The 17,383-nt window shown below is 61.4% G+C and carries 24 protein-coding genes; 3 read left to right on the top strand and 21 right to left on the bottom strand.

Features of this window, described 5'->3' with window-relative positions:
- Positions 1-99 precede the first annotated feature (99 nt).
- From VFW72_RS14935 to VFW72_RS14925, 3 genes are all read left to right on the top strand, one after another.
- A complete protein-coding gene (locus VFW72_RS14935) occupies positions 100-459 on the top strand; it encodes a hypothetical protein (RefSeq protein WP_329675091.1) in 360 nt (119 codons plus the stop codon).
- A gap of 97 nt (positions 460-556) precedes the next feature.
- Positions 557-919: a hypothetical protein gene (locus VFW72_RS14930; protein WP_329675090.1), complete on the top strand. Its 363-nt coding sequence runs from the start codon at positions 557-559 to the stop codon at positions 917-919.
- Positions 919-1,158 carry a hypothetical protein gene (locus VFW72_RS14925; RefSeq protein WP_329675089.1) on the top strand — a complete coding sequence of 80 codons (240 nt, stop codon included), beginning with the start codon at positions 919-921 and terminating at the stop codon, positions 1,156-1,158. The genes VFW72_RS14930 and VFW72_RS14925 overlap by 1 nt, the downstream gene beginning before the upstream one ends.
- Here VFW72_RS14925 and VFW72_RS14920 read toward each other — a convergent pair.
- The 21 genes from VFW72_RS14920 to VFW72_RS14820 form a co-directional block, all read right to left on the bottom strand.
- Complete coding sequence (locus VFW72_RS14920; RefSeq protein ID WP_329675088.1) at positions 1,103-2,344, bottom strand: site-specific DNA-methyltransferase; 1,242 nt, start codon at positions 2,342-2,344, stop codon at positions 1,103-1,105. The two genes, VFW72_RS14925 and VFW72_RS14920, sit on opposite strands and share 56 nt — an antisense overlap.
- A complete protein-coding gene (locus tag VFW72_RS14915) occupies positions 2,341-3,774 on the bottom strand; it encodes a site-specific DNA-methyltransferase (RefSeq protein WP_329675087.1) in 1,434 nt (477 codons plus the stop codon). Before VFW72_RS14915 ends, VFW72_RS14920 begins: the two co-directional genes overlap by 4 nt.
- Before the next feature lie 330 nt (positions 3,775-4,104).
- Entirely contained in the window at positions 4,105-4,491 is a 387-nt protein-coding gene (locus tag VFW72_RS14910) for a DUF6362 family protein (RefSeq protein ID WP_329675086.1), read from the bottom strand.
- Positions 4,484-4,687 (bottom strand): hypothetical protein, encoded by a 204-nt coding sequence (locus tag VFW72_RS14905; protein WP_020200558.1) that lies wholly within the window; start codon positions 4,685-4,687, stop codon positions 4,484-4,486. Before VFW72_RS14905 ends, VFW72_RS14910 begins: the two co-directional genes overlap by 8 nt.
- 1 nt (position 4,688) lies before the next feature.
- Positions 4,689-5,153, bottom strand: coding sequence for a crossover junction endodeoxyribonuclease RuvC (locus VFW72_RS14900; protein ID WP_020200559.1), 465 nt, complete (start codon positions 5,151-5,153; stop codon positions 4,689-4,691).
- Between the two features lie 126 nt (positions 5,154-5,279).
- Positions 5,280-7,571, bottom strand: a complete 2,292-nt coding sequence (locus tag VFW72_RS14895; protein ID WP_329675085.1) for a phage/plasmid primase, P4 family — start codon at positions 7,569-7,571, stop codon at positions 5,280-5,282.
- Positions 7,564-7,791 (bottom strand): helix-turn-helix domain-containing protein, encoded by a 228-nt coding sequence (locus tag VFW72_RS14890; RefSeq protein ID WP_123237489.1) that lies wholly within the window; start codon positions 7,789-7,791, stop codon positions 7,564-7,566. The genes VFW72_RS14895 and VFW72_RS14890 overlap by 8 nt, the downstream gene beginning before the upstream one ends.
- The gene (locus VFW72_RS14885; RefSeq protein ID WP_329675084.1) at positions 7,788-8,525 is read right to left on the bottom strand and encodes a hypothetical protein; all 738 of its coding nucleotides are present in this window, start codon (positions 8,523-8,525) and stop codon (positions 7,788-7,790) included. Before VFW72_RS14885 ends, VFW72_RS14890 begins: the two co-directional genes overlap by 4 nt.
- The gene (locus VFW72_RS14880) at positions 8,522-9,010 is read right to left on the bottom strand and encodes a DUF6511 domain-containing protein (RefSeq protein ID WP_088861528.1); all 489 of its coding nucleotides are present in this window, start codon (positions 9,008-9,010) and stop codon (positions 8,522-8,524) included. Before VFW72_RS14880 ends, VFW72_RS14885 begins: the two co-directional genes overlap by 4 nt.
- Before the next feature lie 9 nt (positions 9,011-9,019).
- Positions 9,020-9,649, bottom strand: a complete 630-nt coding sequence (locus VFW72_RS14875; RefSeq protein ID WP_329675083.1) for a hypothetical protein — start codon at positions 9,647-9,649, stop codon at positions 9,020-9,022.
- A 5-nt stretch (positions 9,650-9,654) separates the two neighbouring features.
- Positions 9,655-10,515: an ATP-binding protein gene (locus VFW72_RS14870; RefSeq protein ID WP_329675082.1), complete on the bottom strand. Its 861-nt coding sequence runs from the start codon at positions 10,513-10,515 to the stop codon at positions 9,655-9,657.
- On the bottom strand, positions 10,515-11,273 hold the full coding sequence (locus VFW72_RS14865; protein WP_029043087.1) for a BRO-N domain-containing protein: 759 nt from the start codon (positions 11,271-11,273) through the stop codon (positions 10,515-10,517). The genes VFW72_RS14870 and VFW72_RS14865 overlap by 1 nt, the downstream gene beginning before the upstream one ends.
- Before the next feature lie 2 nt (positions 11,274-11,275).
- Positions 11,276-11,557, bottom strand: coding sequence for a hypothetical protein (locus VFW72_RS14860; RefSeq protein WP_329675081.1), 282 nt, complete (start codon positions 11,555-11,557; stop codon positions 11,276-11,278).
- A 5-nt stretch (positions 11,558-11,562) separates the two neighbouring features.
- Complete coding sequence (locus VFW72_RS14855; RefSeq protein WP_020200568.1) at positions 11,563-12,039, bottom strand: hypothetical protein; 477 nt, start codon at positions 12,037-12,039, stop codon at positions 11,563-11,565.
- A gap of 11 nt (positions 12,040-12,050) precedes the next feature.
- Complete coding sequence (locus VFW72_RS14850; RefSeq protein ID WP_020200569.1) at positions 12,051-12,314, bottom strand: helix-turn-helix transcriptional regulator; 264 nt, start codon at positions 12,312-12,314, stop codon at positions 12,051-12,053.
- A gap of 174 nt (positions 12,315-12,488) precedes the next feature.
- Positions 12,489-12,953 carry a hypothetical protein gene (locus VFW72_RS14845; protein ID WP_295940990.1) on the bottom strand — a complete coding sequence of 155 codons (465 nt, stop codon included), beginning with the start codon at positions 12,951-12,953 and terminating at the stop codon, positions 12,489-12,491.
- Entirely contained in the window at positions 12,950-14,362 is a 1,413-nt protein-coding gene (locus tag VFW72_RS14840) for a recombinase family protein (RefSeq protein ID WP_329675080.1), read from the bottom strand. Before VFW72_RS14840 ends, VFW72_RS14845 begins: the two co-directional genes overlap by 4 nt.
- Positions 14,359-14,832: a DUF2924 domain-containing protein gene (locus tag VFW72_RS14835; protein ID WP_055451266.1), complete on the bottom strand. Its 474-nt coding sequence runs from the start codon at positions 14,830-14,832 to the stop codon at positions 14,359-14,361. Before VFW72_RS14835 ends, VFW72_RS14840 begins: the two co-directional genes overlap by 4 nt.
- 302 nt (positions 14,833-15,134) lie before the next feature.
- Entirely contained in the window at positions 15,135-15,983 is an 849-nt protein-coding gene (locus VFW72_RS14830) for a hypothetical protein (RefSeq protein ID WP_329675079.1), read from the bottom strand.
- Positions 15,984-16,001: 18 nt separating this feature from the next.
- Entirely contained in the window at positions 16,002-16,883 is an 882-nt protein-coding gene (locus VFW72_RS14825) for an ImmA/IrrE family metallo-endopeptidase (protein ID WP_329675078.1), read from the bottom strand.
- Between the two features lie 61 nt (positions 16,884-16,944).
- Positions 16,945-17,274, bottom strand: coding sequence for a helix-turn-helix domain-containing protein (locus tag VFW72_RS14820; protein WP_020200576.1), 330 nt, complete (start codon positions 17,272-17,274; stop codon positions 16,945-16,947).
- Positions 17,275-17,383 lie beyond the last annotated feature (109 nt).

Raw genomic sequence — 17,383 nt, 5'->3', positions numbered from 1 at the left:
AAAAGATGGCGAGAGGAGCCATGAATAGCTTGGCTTCTCTCCCCACCAGCGCGTTCATACAGATGTCGTGATTGACGACGCCAAACCAGGAAAACCGCCATGAGCACCATGACCATCACCATCGAACGCACCCCACGCACTCTGCAGTTCGCAGGCCAAAGCCTCCAGGTCGAAGAGTTGAGTATCCGCCTACCGTTTGCACGCAAACCTGCCGACCTCGGCGAACTGGGCGGGAGCGACCAGCACAAGGTCTACGTCACCGAGACCAAGGAGCTCACCCTTGCCGAATTCGACGCCTTTGGGCGCAGCCTGCTGGTGTCACGCGACTGGCTGCGTGGCAAGGGTGGCGGCACTGGCGACGGCTACCTCTGCGTCGAGGTCACTGCTCCCGGACGCCCTTACCTCTACGTCAATCCCGAGGGCGGTGATTACGCCCGCTACGTAGCTCGTCTCGGGTAAGCGAAATTGATCGAGAAAGAGGCCAGGAACAGCTTGGCTTCTCAATCGAACAGCGCGTTACTACAGGTGTCGCAACGACCAACCCGGAGAAGACACCATGACCACCAACCAGATACCCGCCACCCAAAACGAAGCCTGGGGTTTTTGGGGCACGATGAACGAACACGCCAGCGCCGCATGGCCCCTGGCCATGAACGCCATTTCGGACGCCACGTACCAGCCCCTCGAATCGGTGCGGACCTTCCTCGACAGCCGCCACGGACGCCATTTTGCCGACGACATCCAGAACGGTTTGTACCAAGGCCAATCCTTGCAGGATGCGATCAACGCCGCCACCCAACGTTGGATGGGCTGGACGATTGGCCGCCAGACCAGCAAGCAGTACGGCATCCCGCGCGGCCTGCCTTACCTGACAGGCTTTGTGATCCACTGCGAAATCTGCGAAGAGATGGCTGCCTGATGAAAGCGCTCGCCACCGAACGGGAGCAGGCACTGCGTTGGCTGATTGCCAACCGGCGTCCAGACGTCTCCATCGAGCAGGCTGTGAGCGTCATGTGCATGGCACTGCCGCGCGATCTCACCACCCTGCAAATCCTGCGGCGCATCGCCGAGGAAGAAGAGGCCAAGCAGCCCGGCCAGCCATTCAACTGGCGCACACTTCCTGGTCTGCTGCCTCGCGGACAGCCGTCTGGCCGGTGAAGTCCTCCCACCGGCGCACGATCACATCCACGTACTTCGGATCGAGTTCGATCAGCCGCGCGACGCGCCCCGACTTTTCGGCTGCAACCAACGTTGTGCCAGAACCACCGAACGGATCGAGCACCACGTTACCCGGGCGGCTCGAATTGCGGATCGCGCGCTCAACCAGCTCCACCGGCTTCATCGTCGGATGCAGATCGTTCTTCTGCGGTTTCTTGATAGCCCACACATCGCCCTGATCGCGGTCACCACACCAGTGGCGTTGCGCACCCTCGGGCCATCCGTACAAGATCGGTTCGTACTGGCGCTGGTAGTCGGCACGGCCCAGCGTGAAGGTGTTCTTGGCCCAGATGATGAACGTCGACCACTTGCCACCGGCGGCGCGAAAGGCGGCCTGTAGCACATCCAGCTCGCTGGATGACATAGCCACATAGATGCCGCCCCGGCAGTTCGCCACGGTGGGCGTCAATGCTGCCAACAGGAAGTCGTAGAAGCCATCGCCCAAGTTGTCGTTCAGGATCGCTCGATCCTTGCCGCGCATCTTGTCCTTGGCGCTGTTAGCGTAGTTCACGTTGTACGGCGGGTCGGTGAAGACCATGTCTGCCATGTCGCCTTGCATCAGCCGGGCATAGCTCTCTGCCACGGTCGAGTCGCCGCACAGCAGTCGGTGCTGGCCCATGATCCAGACATCGCCCGGGCGCGATATTGGAATTTCGCCAACCTCCGGTACCGCGTCCTCGTCGGTCTGGCCCTCATTGTCCGGCTCGTCGCCCGCGATCAGTTCGGCCAGCGCGTCGGCGTCGAAGCCGGTAATGTCCAGATCGAAACCTTCGAGTTGCAAGGCTTCCAGTTCGATCCGGAGCATCGCATCGTCCCAGCCCGCGTTCTCCGCGATGCGGTTGTCTGCGATGACCAAGGCGCGGCGCTGGGTCGGGCTCAGGTGATCAAGGACGACCACGGGCACGATCTCAAGCCCAAGTTTCTGCGCAGCGGCCAAGCGTCCGTGCCCAGCGACGATGATGCCGTCACTGCCTGCAAGGATCGGATTGGTGAAGCCAAACTCGGCAATCGATGCGGCGATCTGCGCCACCTGATCATCCGAGTGCGTCCGCGCATTGCGGGCATAGGGCAATAGTTTGGCTGTCGGCCACTGCTCAATCTTGTCTGCCAACCAGGACGCGCTCATTGTTCTACCTCCGTGGTCGCCAGCCGTTCTGTGGCCACGTCGTCGAAGGACTGGCCCGATTTGATTCCACAGCCTGCGATGAGCGTGACCGGCACGCCGGGGTGGTTTTGCTGAAAACGCTTGATAGCCACGTCCACGTACTCCGGCGCAATTTCCACACTGCGGCAGATACGACCAGTGCGTTGCGCGGCCAGCATCGTCGTGCCACTGCCGCCGAAGGGCTCGAACACGACGTCACCCGAATCGGTGTAAGCCTCGATGACAAACCCAGGCAATGCGACCGGGAACACGGCCGGGTGATCAATGTCCTGCCCGATCTTGCCCTTGTGGCGCATAACGCGAATCACCGAATCGGGAATGCGGGTGTCCTGCGTCGGCAGACCCTTGTGCGTCCAGCCGCCGACCTCGCCATCCTTACCGCGCATCGCCGTGGACGACCCGTCAGCGCGCAGGTGCGACTCCTGGCCCGCATGCTTGCAAGGAACAATCTTGTTGGGTTTGCGGGTGCTGCGATTGAAGTGGAAAACAAACTCGAAGCTGGGAGCCAATCGACCCTGCCAGTCGCCGGGCATGCCTGGCCCCTGATCCCAGACGTACCACGCGAAGCGCCGCCAACCCTGCTGACGCATCCAGGACAGCCAGCCGTCCCAATAGGGGATGACTTCGTTGTCGCGGTGGATCAGCCCAAGATTGACCAGCACCTGTCCGTCGTCCGTCATCGGCAGATGTGCGAACACGCCGCGCATCAGGGCATCCCAATCGGCAATGCCGCCGGAGGCGTAGTCGCGCTGGTTACCATACGGCGGCGAAGTGAAGCAAAGCTGCGCGGTGTCACCCTGCATCAGCGTGGCAACCACGGCTGGGTCGGTGGCGTCGCCACAGATCAACCGGTGCGAGCCGATGGCCCAGACATCTCCCTCGCGCGACACCGCCACCACTGGCGTGTCAGGTACGTCATCAGTCGTATCGGGTTCATCGGCGTTTGCACCATCCTGCGCCGCTGGTTCACCTTCAGTCGACCGGGCATCTGCCAGCAGCGCATCGATCTCGATGTTCTCGAAACCGGTCAGCGCCAGTTCGAAACCCGCTTCGGAAAGCTCCGCCAGTTCGAGCGCCAACATCTCCTCATCCCAGCCAGCGTCAAGCGCCAGCCGGTTGTCAGCGATGACCAAGGCGCGCTTTTGTGCGGTGGTGAGATGGGCCAGCTCGATCACCGGCACCTGATCCAGCCCCAGCTTGCGTGCGGCAGCCAAACGACCGTGGCCCGCGATGATGCCGTTGTCGCCGTCGACCAGGACCGGATTCGTCCAGCCGTATTCGACGATGCTGGCGGCGATCTTGGCGATTTGCGCTTCGGAATGAGTGCGCGGATTGCGGGCGTAGGGAATCAGCGCCTCGACCTTGCGGTACTCGACGTTGAGCGTATTCAAAGATGGTGTCCTGAAAATAGAAAACCCGCCGACGACAAACCGTGGGCGGGTTTTTGGGGTTGGTGCGAACTGACGGGGTGCGAACTGCGAACCGTGCGAACCTTGGTTCGCACCCTGACGCTAAAAAAGCGCCGCGCTCGCGCCCCCCGCATTGGTTTTTGGCCGGGAAGGACCCGTTGATTTCTGGGCTGCTTCCTCTGCCGTCACCTCTGTCCAGACGATAGATGAATACTACGCAAGATCAGGGCGTTTTGTTGCAGGGGTAAAAACCGCTGATTGCCGCGTGATTGCGCACATCCCCGACCATACGCGCCAAATCACGCCAAAACCCTACGCGACCACCACACCATTGAGTTGATCTGCGACCGTCTGCAATGCCCTCTGCCAATGCCGCCATGCCGTCGTGCGGTCGCAGGCAAAGCGGATCGTGATGTCCCGCCAGCCATAGCGCTTCGCGCGCATCCATACGAGATGACGTTGCTCGATGGTGAGCCACTGCACCCAGTGCATGACCTCCAGCATTCGTTCAATCGCCTCTGGACTCGGCGGAAAGGATCGGTACACCCTCTCGTCCGCTGCAAAGGTCTCCCATTCGCTTCGGACAATGGCGGGCCAGCAGTTGAAGTAACCCTGCACTCGAACAGGAGGCAACCGTCGACTGGTGCTTGCGGCCTCTTCAAACCGAGCAGCAACGTCCTCGATAGTCCACTTAGTCATTGCGTCGCCCTCCGTAGAGCCGGTCACCGATGCGTCGCACGATCTCGCGCTCGATGAAGTCCAGACGTTCGTCGGATGCGTTGACCACCAGGATGTGTTGGTCACGCCAGCCACGTTCCTTGATCGCATCCAGATCCGTGGCCTGAGGTTGCAGACGACCGAGGGGGCAGCGGTATTGGGGTGTCGGCACCTTCATGTCACACCTCCTGCGTCTCGACAGCCCAGTGCAGCAAGGCCAGGGCGTCGGCTTCGTTGTCGTCGACTGGGGTGTGACCACGCAGGCGGACGGACGCGATCATGTCGTCCTTGCCCGCATTGCCCTTGCCGGTCGCGTGCTTCTTGATCGTGCCGACTGGAACACCCTGGTAAGGGATGTTGTGATGCTCACACCACGCGGTCAGGTGTCCCATGAAGCCACCGTAGGCGTGCGCCGCATCAACGCCAGCGTGCCGTCGAACCTCCTCGAAGAACACCGCGTTGATGTGGTTGCTGGCCGAGAGCAATTCGTTGAGCCAGCGCTTGAAACGGAGGAAACGCATGCCGCCTCCTTCAAATCGCTGTGGCTTGAAGTGCTCCGTGCCGCTGGTGATAGTGCCGTCCAGGTGCTGCAAAGCCCACCCGGTGTGTGTGCCCAGATCAAGGGCCAAGATTGTCGTGTTCATCGTCGTACTCCAGTTCGGGGGGCGAGTGACGGATGCGACGGGTTCTTTGGAAAACAGCCTTTACGTGCGCGCACGCGTAGCGCGTCAATCAGGAAACCCGTCAAATCCGTCACTCGCCCGGATTGCTCAGTCATCTCGGTAGGGGTAGCCATGGCTATACGGCTTGGGCCTGAGGGCTATGCCCGTGATCCCACGTGCGCCCCCGGTCAGCCGACACTTCTCGAACTTGCGGGCCGCCATCAGTTCGGAGAAGCGCTTGACCGAGCCCACGTACTCACCCGCGCGCTCAGCCCATTCACGCCAGTCGGCGAACAATTCGGAAACGCCTTCACGGTGGGTCTTGGCCAGCAGGCAACGCTCTTCGATCCACTGCCCGAGCGCGTCCTCTGCCTCGAAATACTCCTCAGTCGCCGACACCACACTGGCGGGTGGCTTCAGTCCTTGGCGTTGCCAAAGGCTGCAGCCCTCAACCGCCCACGCCAGAATGCCGTCCCGTTCCTTGAGCAGCTTTTCCGTCAGCCTGCCGTCACGCCGCTCGGGCGGGATCGTCACCGTGAACGGGATCAGGTGCAGCCGCCGCTTCATCGCCTCATCCACGTTGCGGATCGATGGCTTGTGGTTGCCTGCGATCACCAACTTGAACTGCGGCACGTACTCGAAGAAGTCCTGGCGCATGAAGCGTGCGGAAACCTTGTCGCCACCGGTGATGGCCTTAACCTTGGATTCGTTCCAACGCCGACCCTGTTCGGTTTCGATGGATGACACAAAGCGTGCGCCGCGCAGGCCCGCCAGATCGGTCGGATGTCGGTCGGTGCGCGCCTCCATGAACGTGTCCATCGGCGCGTTGGCCGCGTAGTCGCCCAAGATGGTGGTCAGGACGTTGACGAACACGGACTTGCCGTTCGCGCCGGTCCCGTACAGGAAGAACAGCGCGTGCTCGCTGGTCACGCCCGTCAGGCAGTAGCCAACCATCAGTTGCAGGTAGGCAATCAGTTCAGCGTCACCGCCTGTGACGTCGGCCAGGAATGCACGCCACGTCGGACTGTCGCCCTGCGGTGTGGCCGTGGTCACCTTGGTCATCCGGTCATCGCGCCGGTGCGGTCGCATGCGGCCCGTGCGCAGATCAACCACACCGCCTGGTGTGTTGAGCGCCCAGACGTCTGCATCCCACTCCTCGGCGGTGGACGCGTGCTTGGGATCGGAGCGTGCGATTTTCTCTACGGACGAGATCGTGGCGGAGCTGGCCAGCTTGCCTGTGAGCCGAGGGCTGTCCGCCTTGAGTGACGCCATCCGGCAGATACCGCGCGCCAGATGAGACACATAGAGCACCTGATCCGGATTCCAGCGCACGCCGGTCCAGACCAGCCATTTGCCCCAAAGCGCGCAGTAGCGCCAGTCCTCGCCATAGCGGCGTGTGAAGGCCGAGGACAAGCCGTCCTCCGTAGTCCAGTCGACACCGGTCAGCAGATCCGGTGGTGGCGTCTCCTCGACCGAGCGCATCACCGGCATCCGCTCGCCGACGGCGAGGAAGCCCCTCACATCGAAGCCGTCCGGAATGGCGTCAGCCGCATCCCATCCTTCCGGCTTGTCATCGGGTGGCACCAGGATGGCGACCGTGGTCGCACCCGCGTTCAGGATTGCTTGCGATGCACGGTCAGCGTAATCCCAGCCTGGCGCGTCCCGGTCAGGCCAGATCAGCACGGATTTGCCCGCCAGCGGCGACCAGTCGGTCTTATCGACGGGAGCATTTGCGCCATGCATGGCCGTGGTTGCCACCACGCCGATGGCGATCAGGGCCTGCGCACACTTCTCTCCCTCGACCAGCACAACGTGACCAGCGGCAGCCAACCCCGGCTGGTTGTACAGCGGGCGCGGATCGGGCGGAGTCATCTTGCGCCGCTTGGCATCCCATGGACGGAACTCCTTCTTGCGCCCGGGTGGGTCGTAGCGGTACACGACCGCAATCAGTTTGCCGGTGGCATCGAAGTAGTCCCACTTGGCCGTGGCCGGGCCGAGATCATCAACCGGAGCTTCCTTCTTGGCGCGGCGAACCGGCACTGATCGCGAACGACCGAGCAGATCAGCTGCCTCGTCGAGCACCCGGGGAAAGTCGGTGTGGACGTTGGCCCCGAGGTAGGCTGCGATCAAAGCAAAGATGTCACCGCCATCGCCCGTGGCACGATCCGTCCAGAGACCAGCCTTGTCGCCTTCGAGTACCACCTCAAGGCTGTCGCCCGGGCTGCCCAGGATGTCCCCGATCAGAAACTTGCCACGACGCTTCTTTCCTGCCGGGAACATCGTGGTCAGGACTGATTCCATGCGTGCGATCAGTTCAGTGCGAATCTCGTCCCGCTCGCTGTCATTGACGTTGCGCCGGCCCGCTTCTCCCGGTGGTGATGTGTCATTGAAATCAAGCATCGGCACCACCCTCGTGTGACGTCTGCTGCGCAGCGATCCAGGCTTCCAGCTCGTTGGGTTTGAAGCGAACCAGTTTGCCGACGCGGTAATGCGGAATGCGACGCTCCTTTCGCTCCTTGGCTTGAGAGAGCCAATACGACGGCAGATTGAACATCAGTGCAGCCTGGCGCACGTCGATCAGCTGCTCGCCCAGTACGTAATTCAAATTCGAGGTATTCATGCTTGTGTCCTCCAGCAGCGGTCTTGCCACGCGCACATCCGGCATTCAAAGTGGGTCGAGTCATGGAAGGCGCGCGGCAGGAGCTCTCCCGCCTCGGTCGCCGTGATGACCTTGACCGCCCGATCCGACATGCGTTGGGCCAGTGCTGCGTCAAAGGGCACGAGCTCGGTGTAGATCTCCATCGTGTCGGCGTTGAGTGCCGTGAAGATCGCCGGGTGCTCGTGCAGTTCGAGATAGGCTTGGTAGACCGCCACTTGCGCGGCATAGACGGGCTTGGAGATAGTCAGGCCCTTCTTGTCCAGATCGCTCCAGGACTTGTTGCCGAGACACTTACATTCCCAGAGCGCGGGATAGGCGAAGCCATCGGGGCCGCCGACGATGACGCCGTCGATGTGGCCCTGCAGGCGACCGTTGGCCACCGAGAAGCCGAACTGCTCGCCGTCGGCCTTGCGGGTGCGCAGGTCGAAGCCCGCGTCCCGGAGCCACGCGACCATGCAGTCCTCCATGACATGGCCGCGCTCGAAAATGCGCAACATTCGGCCCGGGGTGTCACGCCCGTGGTCGATGGGTGCCTTGGCGTACTCGAACTGCAGCGCGCGTTCACAGGCCACGCCGAGACGTGAGGCCCCGAGGTACTGACGCTCGGACTGGCGAGCACGGGCTTGCTGCATGCCCGTATCCACCAAGCAGGTGACCCGACCGGAGATGCTTGATGTGGAGTTGAAGTCGATCATGGCTTCTTCCCCTTCGGCTCTTCCCAGGGCAGGTCGTCCTCCAGATCCGCGAACGGGTTGGCCAGAGGGTCGGGCGCAGGCGTCATGCCGCGTACCGGCGGATACTTGCTCGCCTCGTGGTGCGCCACCATTGCCTCGGTGTAGCAAGTGACGATGGCGTCGATCACTTGCAGCGCCTCGGCTTCGGAGTAGTCGCCCAGCGGCTTGGTGAAGCCAATCTCGCCCGCGGCCTCGCCGAAGGCCTTGAGGCACCTCTTCATCGCGGCCAGTTCGACATCAGACGGATCGATCATGACGACCTCCTTGCTGTCGACGCGACCTTCCTTGACCCGCAGCCAGTTGCCGTACAGCGCGTGAAACGCGTTTTGGCAGCGTTGCGAGCAGAACACCCAGTCGATGGGGTAGCGCCGGGGATGGCCGACACCGTGACGGTTGTCGGTGTGGCCGAACCCCCGGGCCTGTCGTTTGCAGACCCAGCATTTCATCGGCCTCCCTCACTGCGCCCACGACGGCTTGCCGGTCACGGGTGCGCGTTGTGGAGCCGGTGCCTGATACGCAGGCGCAGCCGCCTGCGCCGGAGCGCCGGAATGTCCACTGCCCGGAGCCTTGGGCGGCACGCCCATCAGTTTTGCGTAGTCGGGGTGATCAGGCTCGACCGCGATCTTGACCACGTTCCGGTCTTGGCCCTTGCCATCCTTCTCAATGTCCACGCGCGCCAGAAACTCCAGGCCATCCAGTTCATGAAAGCCCTGGATGCGGCGCGCGGCGGCGGCCTGCGGGCTGTTGTCCTGGGGGGGGACGTTGCGGGCGCTGTTGAGCGCGGCGCGGATGAAACTGCGCCCCATCTGGCCCCAGGTCGGCCCCTTCTTGGAGTGCAGGCCGATGTTGCTCCACATCTTGCGCTTGGCATGGTCGCCAGCCGTGACCACGAATTCAGCGGCGAGATAGATGGAGCCGGTTTCGAAGGACTCGGTGGCGTAGCCGCCGCCCCAGCCTTGTTCCGGATCGTCATAACCACCGGGCTTGATGGTCATGCGCACTGGCACGACAGCGCCCTTGGGGATCAGGTCAAAGCCCGACTGTTGGGGATCGGCATCTTGGAAATCAAAATAGCTGGACGACATGGCGATTACTCCTTGGATTCGGTGGTGTTTTCAGTAGTGGGGGTGCCGGTGCTAATGGGCATGGGCAATGGCGACTGGCCTGCGCACTTGGCGATCAGTGCGCCGAGATGCGGCGGCTCCAGCAGGTCGAGGCGACCGCTGCGGTCTTTGGCCGGAAAGCCGTAGGGATTGACGGTGTGCGTGATGAAGGCGCGGTAGGCACTGCCGTCGTCGGCCTTGATCTCGGCCAGCGTCACGACCTCATCGACGATGCCGGGCAGCTCCAGACTGGTCTTGCTGCCTTCGATCTGCGGCACGAACACCTTGCGGTTGTAGTCATCGAGACGTTCGTCGAGGATGGCGACGAACACCACGTTCTTGCCGCGTGCGTGCTGCAGATGTGTCAGTGCGCCGATCATTTCCTGGCCAAGCAGGCCATATGCGGCGCGCAGATCGGGTTTGCCGCTACGGTCACTGGTGGCACCGGGTTGCGTCTTGCACCATGCGAAGCACTGCCGGGACAGCTGCGTGATCGAGTCGAGAAAGAAGGTCTGGTAGCGGTCGAGCTGCGTCGGGTTACCAAATTTCTCGATGACGTGGTCGTAATGCGCCTGCGAGAACGCGCTCTCCGGCGGCAGTGACTTGTCCGGGCCTGCGAGGAATACGAAAAAGTCGCGGCTCTCCGGCCACGAGGCCGGGCGGATGGTGTCGCCTGGCCAGTCGGCCACGGCGAGATCGCCCGCCTCGATATCGAGGAACAAGGTGGTGGCAGGGTCGAGGTCTTTGAGCCGGGTGGTCTTGCCGATGCCGGATTTGCCCAGCATCAGCAACTTCACACCCTTGCGCTCGGCCAAGCGCTGCTGCGCGGAAATGATCGGGAGGGACATCACGCCACCTCCTTCAGTTGTTCCGCGACCGCCGGATTCCAGAGGATCTGGTAGCCGCTGTGGCCGTTGCGCGAGTACGGCATGGCTTCGGCCCATGCTTCACCGGCCTCGGTCAGTTCCCACTCGTCCCGGTCGTTGCGGAACTGAAGGCCGCCGGATGCCAGCAACTGGTTCGTGGCCTTGGCTGAGCGACTCAGTAATTTGCCGAGCTGTGTGGCGTTGAGCGAGCAGATCGGCTCGTTGGCGGCAGGCAAAGCGCGTCGCAGCACTTCCGTGGTCAGGCCGGTGTTTTCCTGAATGCAGGTCAACGTGGCAGCCATTGCAATGCCGGTCTTGACGCCCGGTACCTTGGCGACCGCTTCGCCGATCAGCAGGATGGCGGTGACGCGATCTTGGGTCGGCGCGGGCAAGGCAGCCATCGTGGTGGCGGCGGAATACGCGCCTGTCTTGCGGATTGCTGGCAGCACTTCACCGGTGATCCAGCGCTTGAAGCGCTTGGCGGCATCCTTGGTGCTACCGAGGATCAGGGCGTAAAGCCCCGACTCGTTGACGTGGTTTTGGCGTTGACGGCCACCCGCCGTAAGGGTCTCCAATTTCTGGAGATCCTCGGCATCGACGTGGGACTTGATCGCCTGAGACGGATTGCCCATCTCCAGGGCGTCGCAGACATCGGTGGCGTTGAACCACGGCAGCCCGAGTTCATCGACCTGGACGCGCACGGCGTGCGCTTCGAACTGGAAGGGAATGATCGCGCTCATGATCAGCCCTCCCACGACACGTCGGCGATACGGTCGACTCCACGCGCGGCACGTTTGCGCATCTCGGTGTGGAGTTCTTCCAGCGCGGTGCGGCGGCGACCGAGCGCCAGCGATTCCGCGCTGGCCGTCTGGATGGCAAATGCCAGCTCGTCCACAGTGGCGACATCAAGCGGGACAACGACGTCCTGTCCGTCAGCGTGGCGATACCGGATTTCGTCAGGGAGGTGTTCGCCGTAGATGGACGGCAGCTGTTGACGCAGCGAGGCGATGAGATTGGTGCTCATGGTCATTACTCCGAATCGATGGAAAGGGTGAAAGACGGCTTGCCGGAATCCACGGTGCGAGCGGCGGCGAACTGCTGTTGCAAAGCAGGCGGCCAGTTCGTGAAGCGGGATTCGGAGACGGACAACTTGATGTCGAGGTAACCCTCAACCTTCTCGCCTGAGGCGACGATGCGTTCAGCGATCTCAGCCAGTTGCTTCTGATCCCAGCTAACCTTTTTGGGCAGCTCGAACTTCAGGTGCAGCGGGCCATCGCTGATGTGTGCGGTGCCGAAGTCACGGCCGGATTCCCGCAGCGCGGTGCGTGCCTGCTCGCCGTAGCACTGATCCAATGCTGCGTCGAACTTGGTGCGCGCCTTCTTCAGCCAGTCGATTGCCGCATCGAGGTTTTTGTCGATCTCGTGTTTCTGCGCGGGCGGCAATGCGGCCAGCTGGCTGACGGACATCTCGGCGATGTCGGCGGGGAAGATGGTGATGTCATTCATCGCATCTCTCCTCAAACAGCCGCGCGTTCGGATGTCGAGTCGTGCAGCGCTTCGCGCTCAAACTCGAGGATCGCGTCGACCGGGTAGCCGACACGCTTGGACAGCTTCAGGTAGCGTGGACCGCGACCCTCACTGCGCCAGCGCTGCAAAGTCTTGGGGCTAACGCCCCAGCGTTGCGCGAGCTCGTTCTCGTTGAGTACGCGGCGATCACCGGGTGACATGGTGTTGATCGCCTGCTGTGGCGACCGGGGGATACCGCTGGTTGGTGTCTGCATGGAATGCTCCTGTGACGTTGTTGAGTAACAGGTGTCATTCCAAACTTCGGGTGGCGAACCTTTAAGGGACGCAATGGCGAACCACGACGGAACTCCAGGTTCGCCAATGGCCCGGGGCAGAAAAGCAAACGGCGAGCACATGGCTCGCCGTCATCGGGTGTGTCTGGAGGCAAATCAGGCGTCGGGGAAACCGAGCAATCGACGCTGCGCAGCCCAATCGCGCGGCAGTTGATCTTGGCGGCCACGCAAGGTGTGCAGATTCAGGTGGCGTGGCTGACGTCCTTCGAATATCGCCTCCACGATATCGGGGGCCAGCATGGTCATGCGCAAGACCTCGGCAGCCCACCCCGGCTCCACTTTCATGGCGTGCGCCAAGTCCGTTGTCGTGGCGTAGGTGCCATCGTCGATCAAGCGCTTCCAGTAGAAGGCCTTACCCAGCGTTTTGATCATCGGCACATCGAAGCCACCGATTCGGTCCGCGATCTCGGGGGCTGGCGGTATCAGCAGCTTCCGGTTCTGGCGGCGCTTGATCGTCAGGGGCACTAAGGTGACCCGCTGCCCCTCGCTGACGTAACTGCGCGCTTCGGCTCCGACCTCGATGCGGACGGCGCGCTGGCGCTGGTGGGTCGAGGCGTTCATGCAAAAACCTCCTCGGCACGTTCTTGGGTCTCTTCGATCAAGGGGTGCGTGCTGATATCCGCACCGAATCCGATCCAACCGTCCTCCCGCCAAACGATATCCAGGCCGTGCCCGTGCAGTTGCACGCGTTCGATCAACAGCCGTGTGATCCGTTGCTGCTCGGCGGGGAACAGTTGCGACCACACGTCACCGATGCGCTGCATGGCGACCACCACCTGTGCCTCGTCCAGCGTCGACCCCGCCGGATGCTGCTGGCAGGATCTCCACACTGCGATCAGCATTTGCGGCGATGAGAGCGCAGCATGGATTTGCGTCAACACGGCATCTTCGATCTCGGCGGCTGGCAGGTGGCCCACGTCCGGAGTATGTGGAGCCAGGCTGGCACCGGCGTTGCGCCGCTTGTGCAGGTAAGGCACGTAGTAGCGGTACTGCCGACCATTTTTCTTTTTGACGAAGGAGTGCAACATCCGTTGGCCATCCGGTGCAAACAGAAGTCCCGCCAGCAGTGCCGGATGCTTGGCTCGGTGTTCGCGCGGAGCCTGCTTTCGCCTCTCAATGAAGGCGTGTGCCGCGTCCCACAATTCTTGAGAAATGATGGGGTCGTGCTGGGCCGAGTACCACTTCTCGTGATTGCAGATTTCACCGAGGTAAATGCGGTTACGCAGCAAGGTAAAGAGGTACTGCTGATCGATGCTGCGCCCCAATCGCTCCCGGCCGGACTGGGTGACCCATGCCTTGGTGGTATGCCCTTCGATATCCAGTTCGCGGACGAGTCGCGCAGCCGAGCCATGCTCGGCGTAGCGGCGGAAGATGTCACGTACCAGCGCAGCTTCACGGTCGTTGATAACGAGCTTGCGTTCGACCACGTCGTATCCGAGGGGCGGGACTCCGCCCATCCACATGCCTTTGGCCTTGCTGGCGGCGATCTTGTCGCGGATGCGTTCGCCGGTGACTTCGCGTTCGAACTGCGCGAATGACAAAAGGATGTTGAGCGTCAATCGCCCCATCGATGTGGTGGTGTTGAACTGCTGCGTGACCGCGACAAAGGAGACGCCGTTGCGGTCGAAAACCTCGACCAGCTTTGCGAAGTCCGGCAGGCTGCGCGTGAGGCGGTCGATTTTGTAGACGACCACGGTATCGATCTTCCCCGCCTCGATGTCGATCATCAGTCGGCGCAACCCGGGCCGTTCCATGTTTCCGCCAGAGTAGCCGCCGTCGTCGTATCCGTCGTCGACGGCAATCCAGCCTTCATGTCGTTGGCTTGCAATGAAGGCCAAGCCCGCATCACGCTGTGCCTCGAGGCTGTTGTATTCCTGGTCGAGGCCTTCGTCAGTGGACTTGCGTGTGTAGACGGCGCAGCGCTTCTTTGGCGTGACTGCGGGAATCTGGTTTCGACGCACTAAGCTCATGCTGCCCCCTTCTTCGAAGCAGGTGCCTTCAAACCAAAGAACACCGGGCCTGACCAATGGCTGCCTGTGATGCGTTTGGCTACAGCGGACAGGCTCTTGAAGCGTTGCCCCTGGTACTCGAAATCATTCGATCCGCGCACCAGCACACGATGTTCAATGTCGTCGTAGATGCGTGTCAGGACGGTACCGGGCAGTAGGCGTTGGCTATCGCCGCGCAGTTGCTTGGGCAAGATGCCGGTTTCGCCAACCTCCTCGAGCTTCTTGCGCAGTGACGGTTTCAAACCGCCAAACGCGCGCTCTTGCATCCGGTAGGCCAGGCGACTTTCCAACCAGACCCGATGGTGGTGATTCGGCCGTTCATCGAAATGGTCGTCCCAGAGAGCCCAAAGATCATCCATCGAAAGATGGGGAATAGCCGCGACGCGGGCGGCGACTGAGGCGGGCGTTGGTGAGGTTGCGTGTGCTGTCATGGGCGAACTCCGTTGTTGTGATCGGGGTTCGCATTCACGCGCTGTTGGCCGGGGAAGCCAAGGCAAACCTGCTCGCTGTTTTTGGGGATGTCGCGCGATTGGCGGGCACGAAGGCGCAGCAGCGCGGCAGCTAACAGATCAGCGATTTCTTGATGCCCGTGCCGTGGCCGGTCAGGTGATGTGCAAATGGAGATAGGTTCGATTTCTGTCATGGCAAGCGTTCCGATGGAAAACGCTGCTCATGCTAGAAACCAAGGGCACTTCGCGTAACGTGATTTAGCGTGAGTGCGCGGGTCTTCGCGCTAACTGATGCGCTGATTGAAGCAATAGTGATCTGGCATGCTCGGCCGCGTACTCGCATGCACTTCGGTGATCCGGAATTCGTACCCGAAATCGGTCATCTGATTCAGCGGTACTTCGACATACGCAGTCGGCCCCGTACCTACCGGTTGAGGGCCGAAGTCCGGCCACGCTTTGAACAGAGCCCGATACTCCTTCTCTCGACTGTAGGTCTGACCGCACAGGTAGAAGGCACACAATCTGGAGATGCCTTGAAGCACGAACTCACGCCCATGTTGCTGCCGAATGGTCGAAACCAGATCAGTCAGTAGCGGGATGGGCGTCCCTGGCTTCGGTTCGTAGACGATCTTCCGGAAATTGGGGTTCTTGGCCGTGATGTCGATGGTCAACCGAACACCATCGGACGCAGCGAAGTTTCGCCAGAAGTATTCCTCGTCTTCGTGCGACAGGTTTGCTTCTGTGAAAGATGCATAGAACAACTGCGGCAGCAACAGAGCGCGATACGTCGGTTCGCCACTTGCATCAGGCTCAAGGTATCCACGCAGTCCATGCGTCTGGCAGAAGGTGACGATCTCCCCATCGGTGAGTCGCTTCTCGATATTCGTCAATCGGAAGATTCCGGTCGAGAGAATGTTTTCTGCCGCCTCACGCGACGTGTAGTGATAGACGGTCGCCGAGCTGATGCTTGGCCATAGATGGGCTGTAATCGCATCCGACAACCTCGGGGTCGGTTTCGCCATGTCGCTGACGGTCTTGTCTGTCACGGTGATGTCGCGCAGTTGCATGGCATCGGAAACGCCATGCTTCGAGAGGATCGCATTGATGTCGGCGACGATGGCGTTTAGGGTCATGATTTGTATTGCCGCCAATCAGCGAACCGGCATCTGGCCGTTGGAGACAAACTGATCGAAGCTGTCAAAGCTCTCGCCGTCTTGCCAAGACCGATCCCATGACCGTGGTTCAGCACTTTCCAGTAGCAGAAGGGTCAGGACGCGATCTCCTGTGGTGTAGCTGTGCTTGAACTCGCGCAACTTCATGTGTGGTGCCTCCTCCGGGCACCAGATCGCGGCAGACATCTCCGTGCCATCCCACTCCTGCTCAACGGTGGAATCAGCAGCCAGGGTGCCGGGTAATGGTTCCTGTGGATCGTCAGTGCGCCGAATGCGGGCGCGCGTCTTGACCGCGCTACTGCTGCGCCATTCGTACTTCACGAAACCGTTGTCCCAATAGACAAGGATTGCCCGCTGCGTGGTGAATTTGATGAACCGAATGCACAGCGCCTCGAACGACACCTGGAACCGTTTGGCTAGGGCGCTCAGGACATGCAAGTCGATGCGCTGGTTCGAGATCCACTCGCGCAGCAAGTCGCCAGGCATCAGCAGGTTGCTGGCAAAGTCGTCCGCCTCACGTTCGATGACACGGATAGTGTCAGCGCCGGAGTACACGCTTTCCTTGTCGCAGTTGAAACTTTGCCGCTGATCGCGGTGAAGAATGAAGTGGCCCAGTTCGTGAGCGATGGTGAAACGCTGGCGTTCGGGGTTTGCCTTGCCGTTATAGAAGATGCCCCACTCTGCGGTGTCCTGTGGGTTGCGCACCAACATGCCTTCGCAGCTATTGATGTCCAGCACCATCGGGGCCTTGATCTCCCGCACCCCTTTGCCGTAAGGCGTCTCTGGAAGCATTTGCCGGACGACTTCCAGATCCACGGCATCCGGCATGCCGTCGGCGTGCCACGCCCGCAACCATTTCAAGACGGTGCTGGCCGCGATGGAACCAGTTAGGGGCTGGGATGAGCTCAATTGTCAGACCGCCTTAGTTCTTGTCGGGGAACATGATTTTGAGTGCCTGACGGTAACGATCCTTCTCCTCGTCCGTCATTCCAGCGTACTCGCGGAAGAAGGCCACATCTTCTGGACTGGCCTGAGGAACCTGTTCAATGGGCTCGCCCATGATGTCCTCCATCGTCACGCCCAGCACCCTGGCCAAGGCCTGGACCCGTTCAGCGGAGGGACGCTGGCCGTCCTTCATTTCCAGTTCCCATATATACGCCTTGGTACAGCCGACTTCGTCGGCGACCTGTTGCAAGGTCAATTTCTTCGCCTCGCGTAAGCGTCGCAGGCGTGCTCCGAACGCTGAAGCCATAGCGATGCTCCTGTAGGGGAAAACAGTCAGTTAACAAAAACAAGACCGCTAGTATAGCCGCGAGATACAAATAAGGTCTAGATGTGCCGCTTTGATTGACAAGCGGAAA

The sequence above is a fragment of the Aquabacterium sp. genome, assembly GCF_036273115.1.
Classification (GTDB): domain Bacteria; phylum Pseudomonadota; class Gammaproteobacteria; order Burkholderiales; family Burkholderiaceae_C; genus Aquabacterium.
Note: the sequence above shows the minus strand (reverse complement) of the source record. Positions and strands in the feature narration are given on the sequence as shown.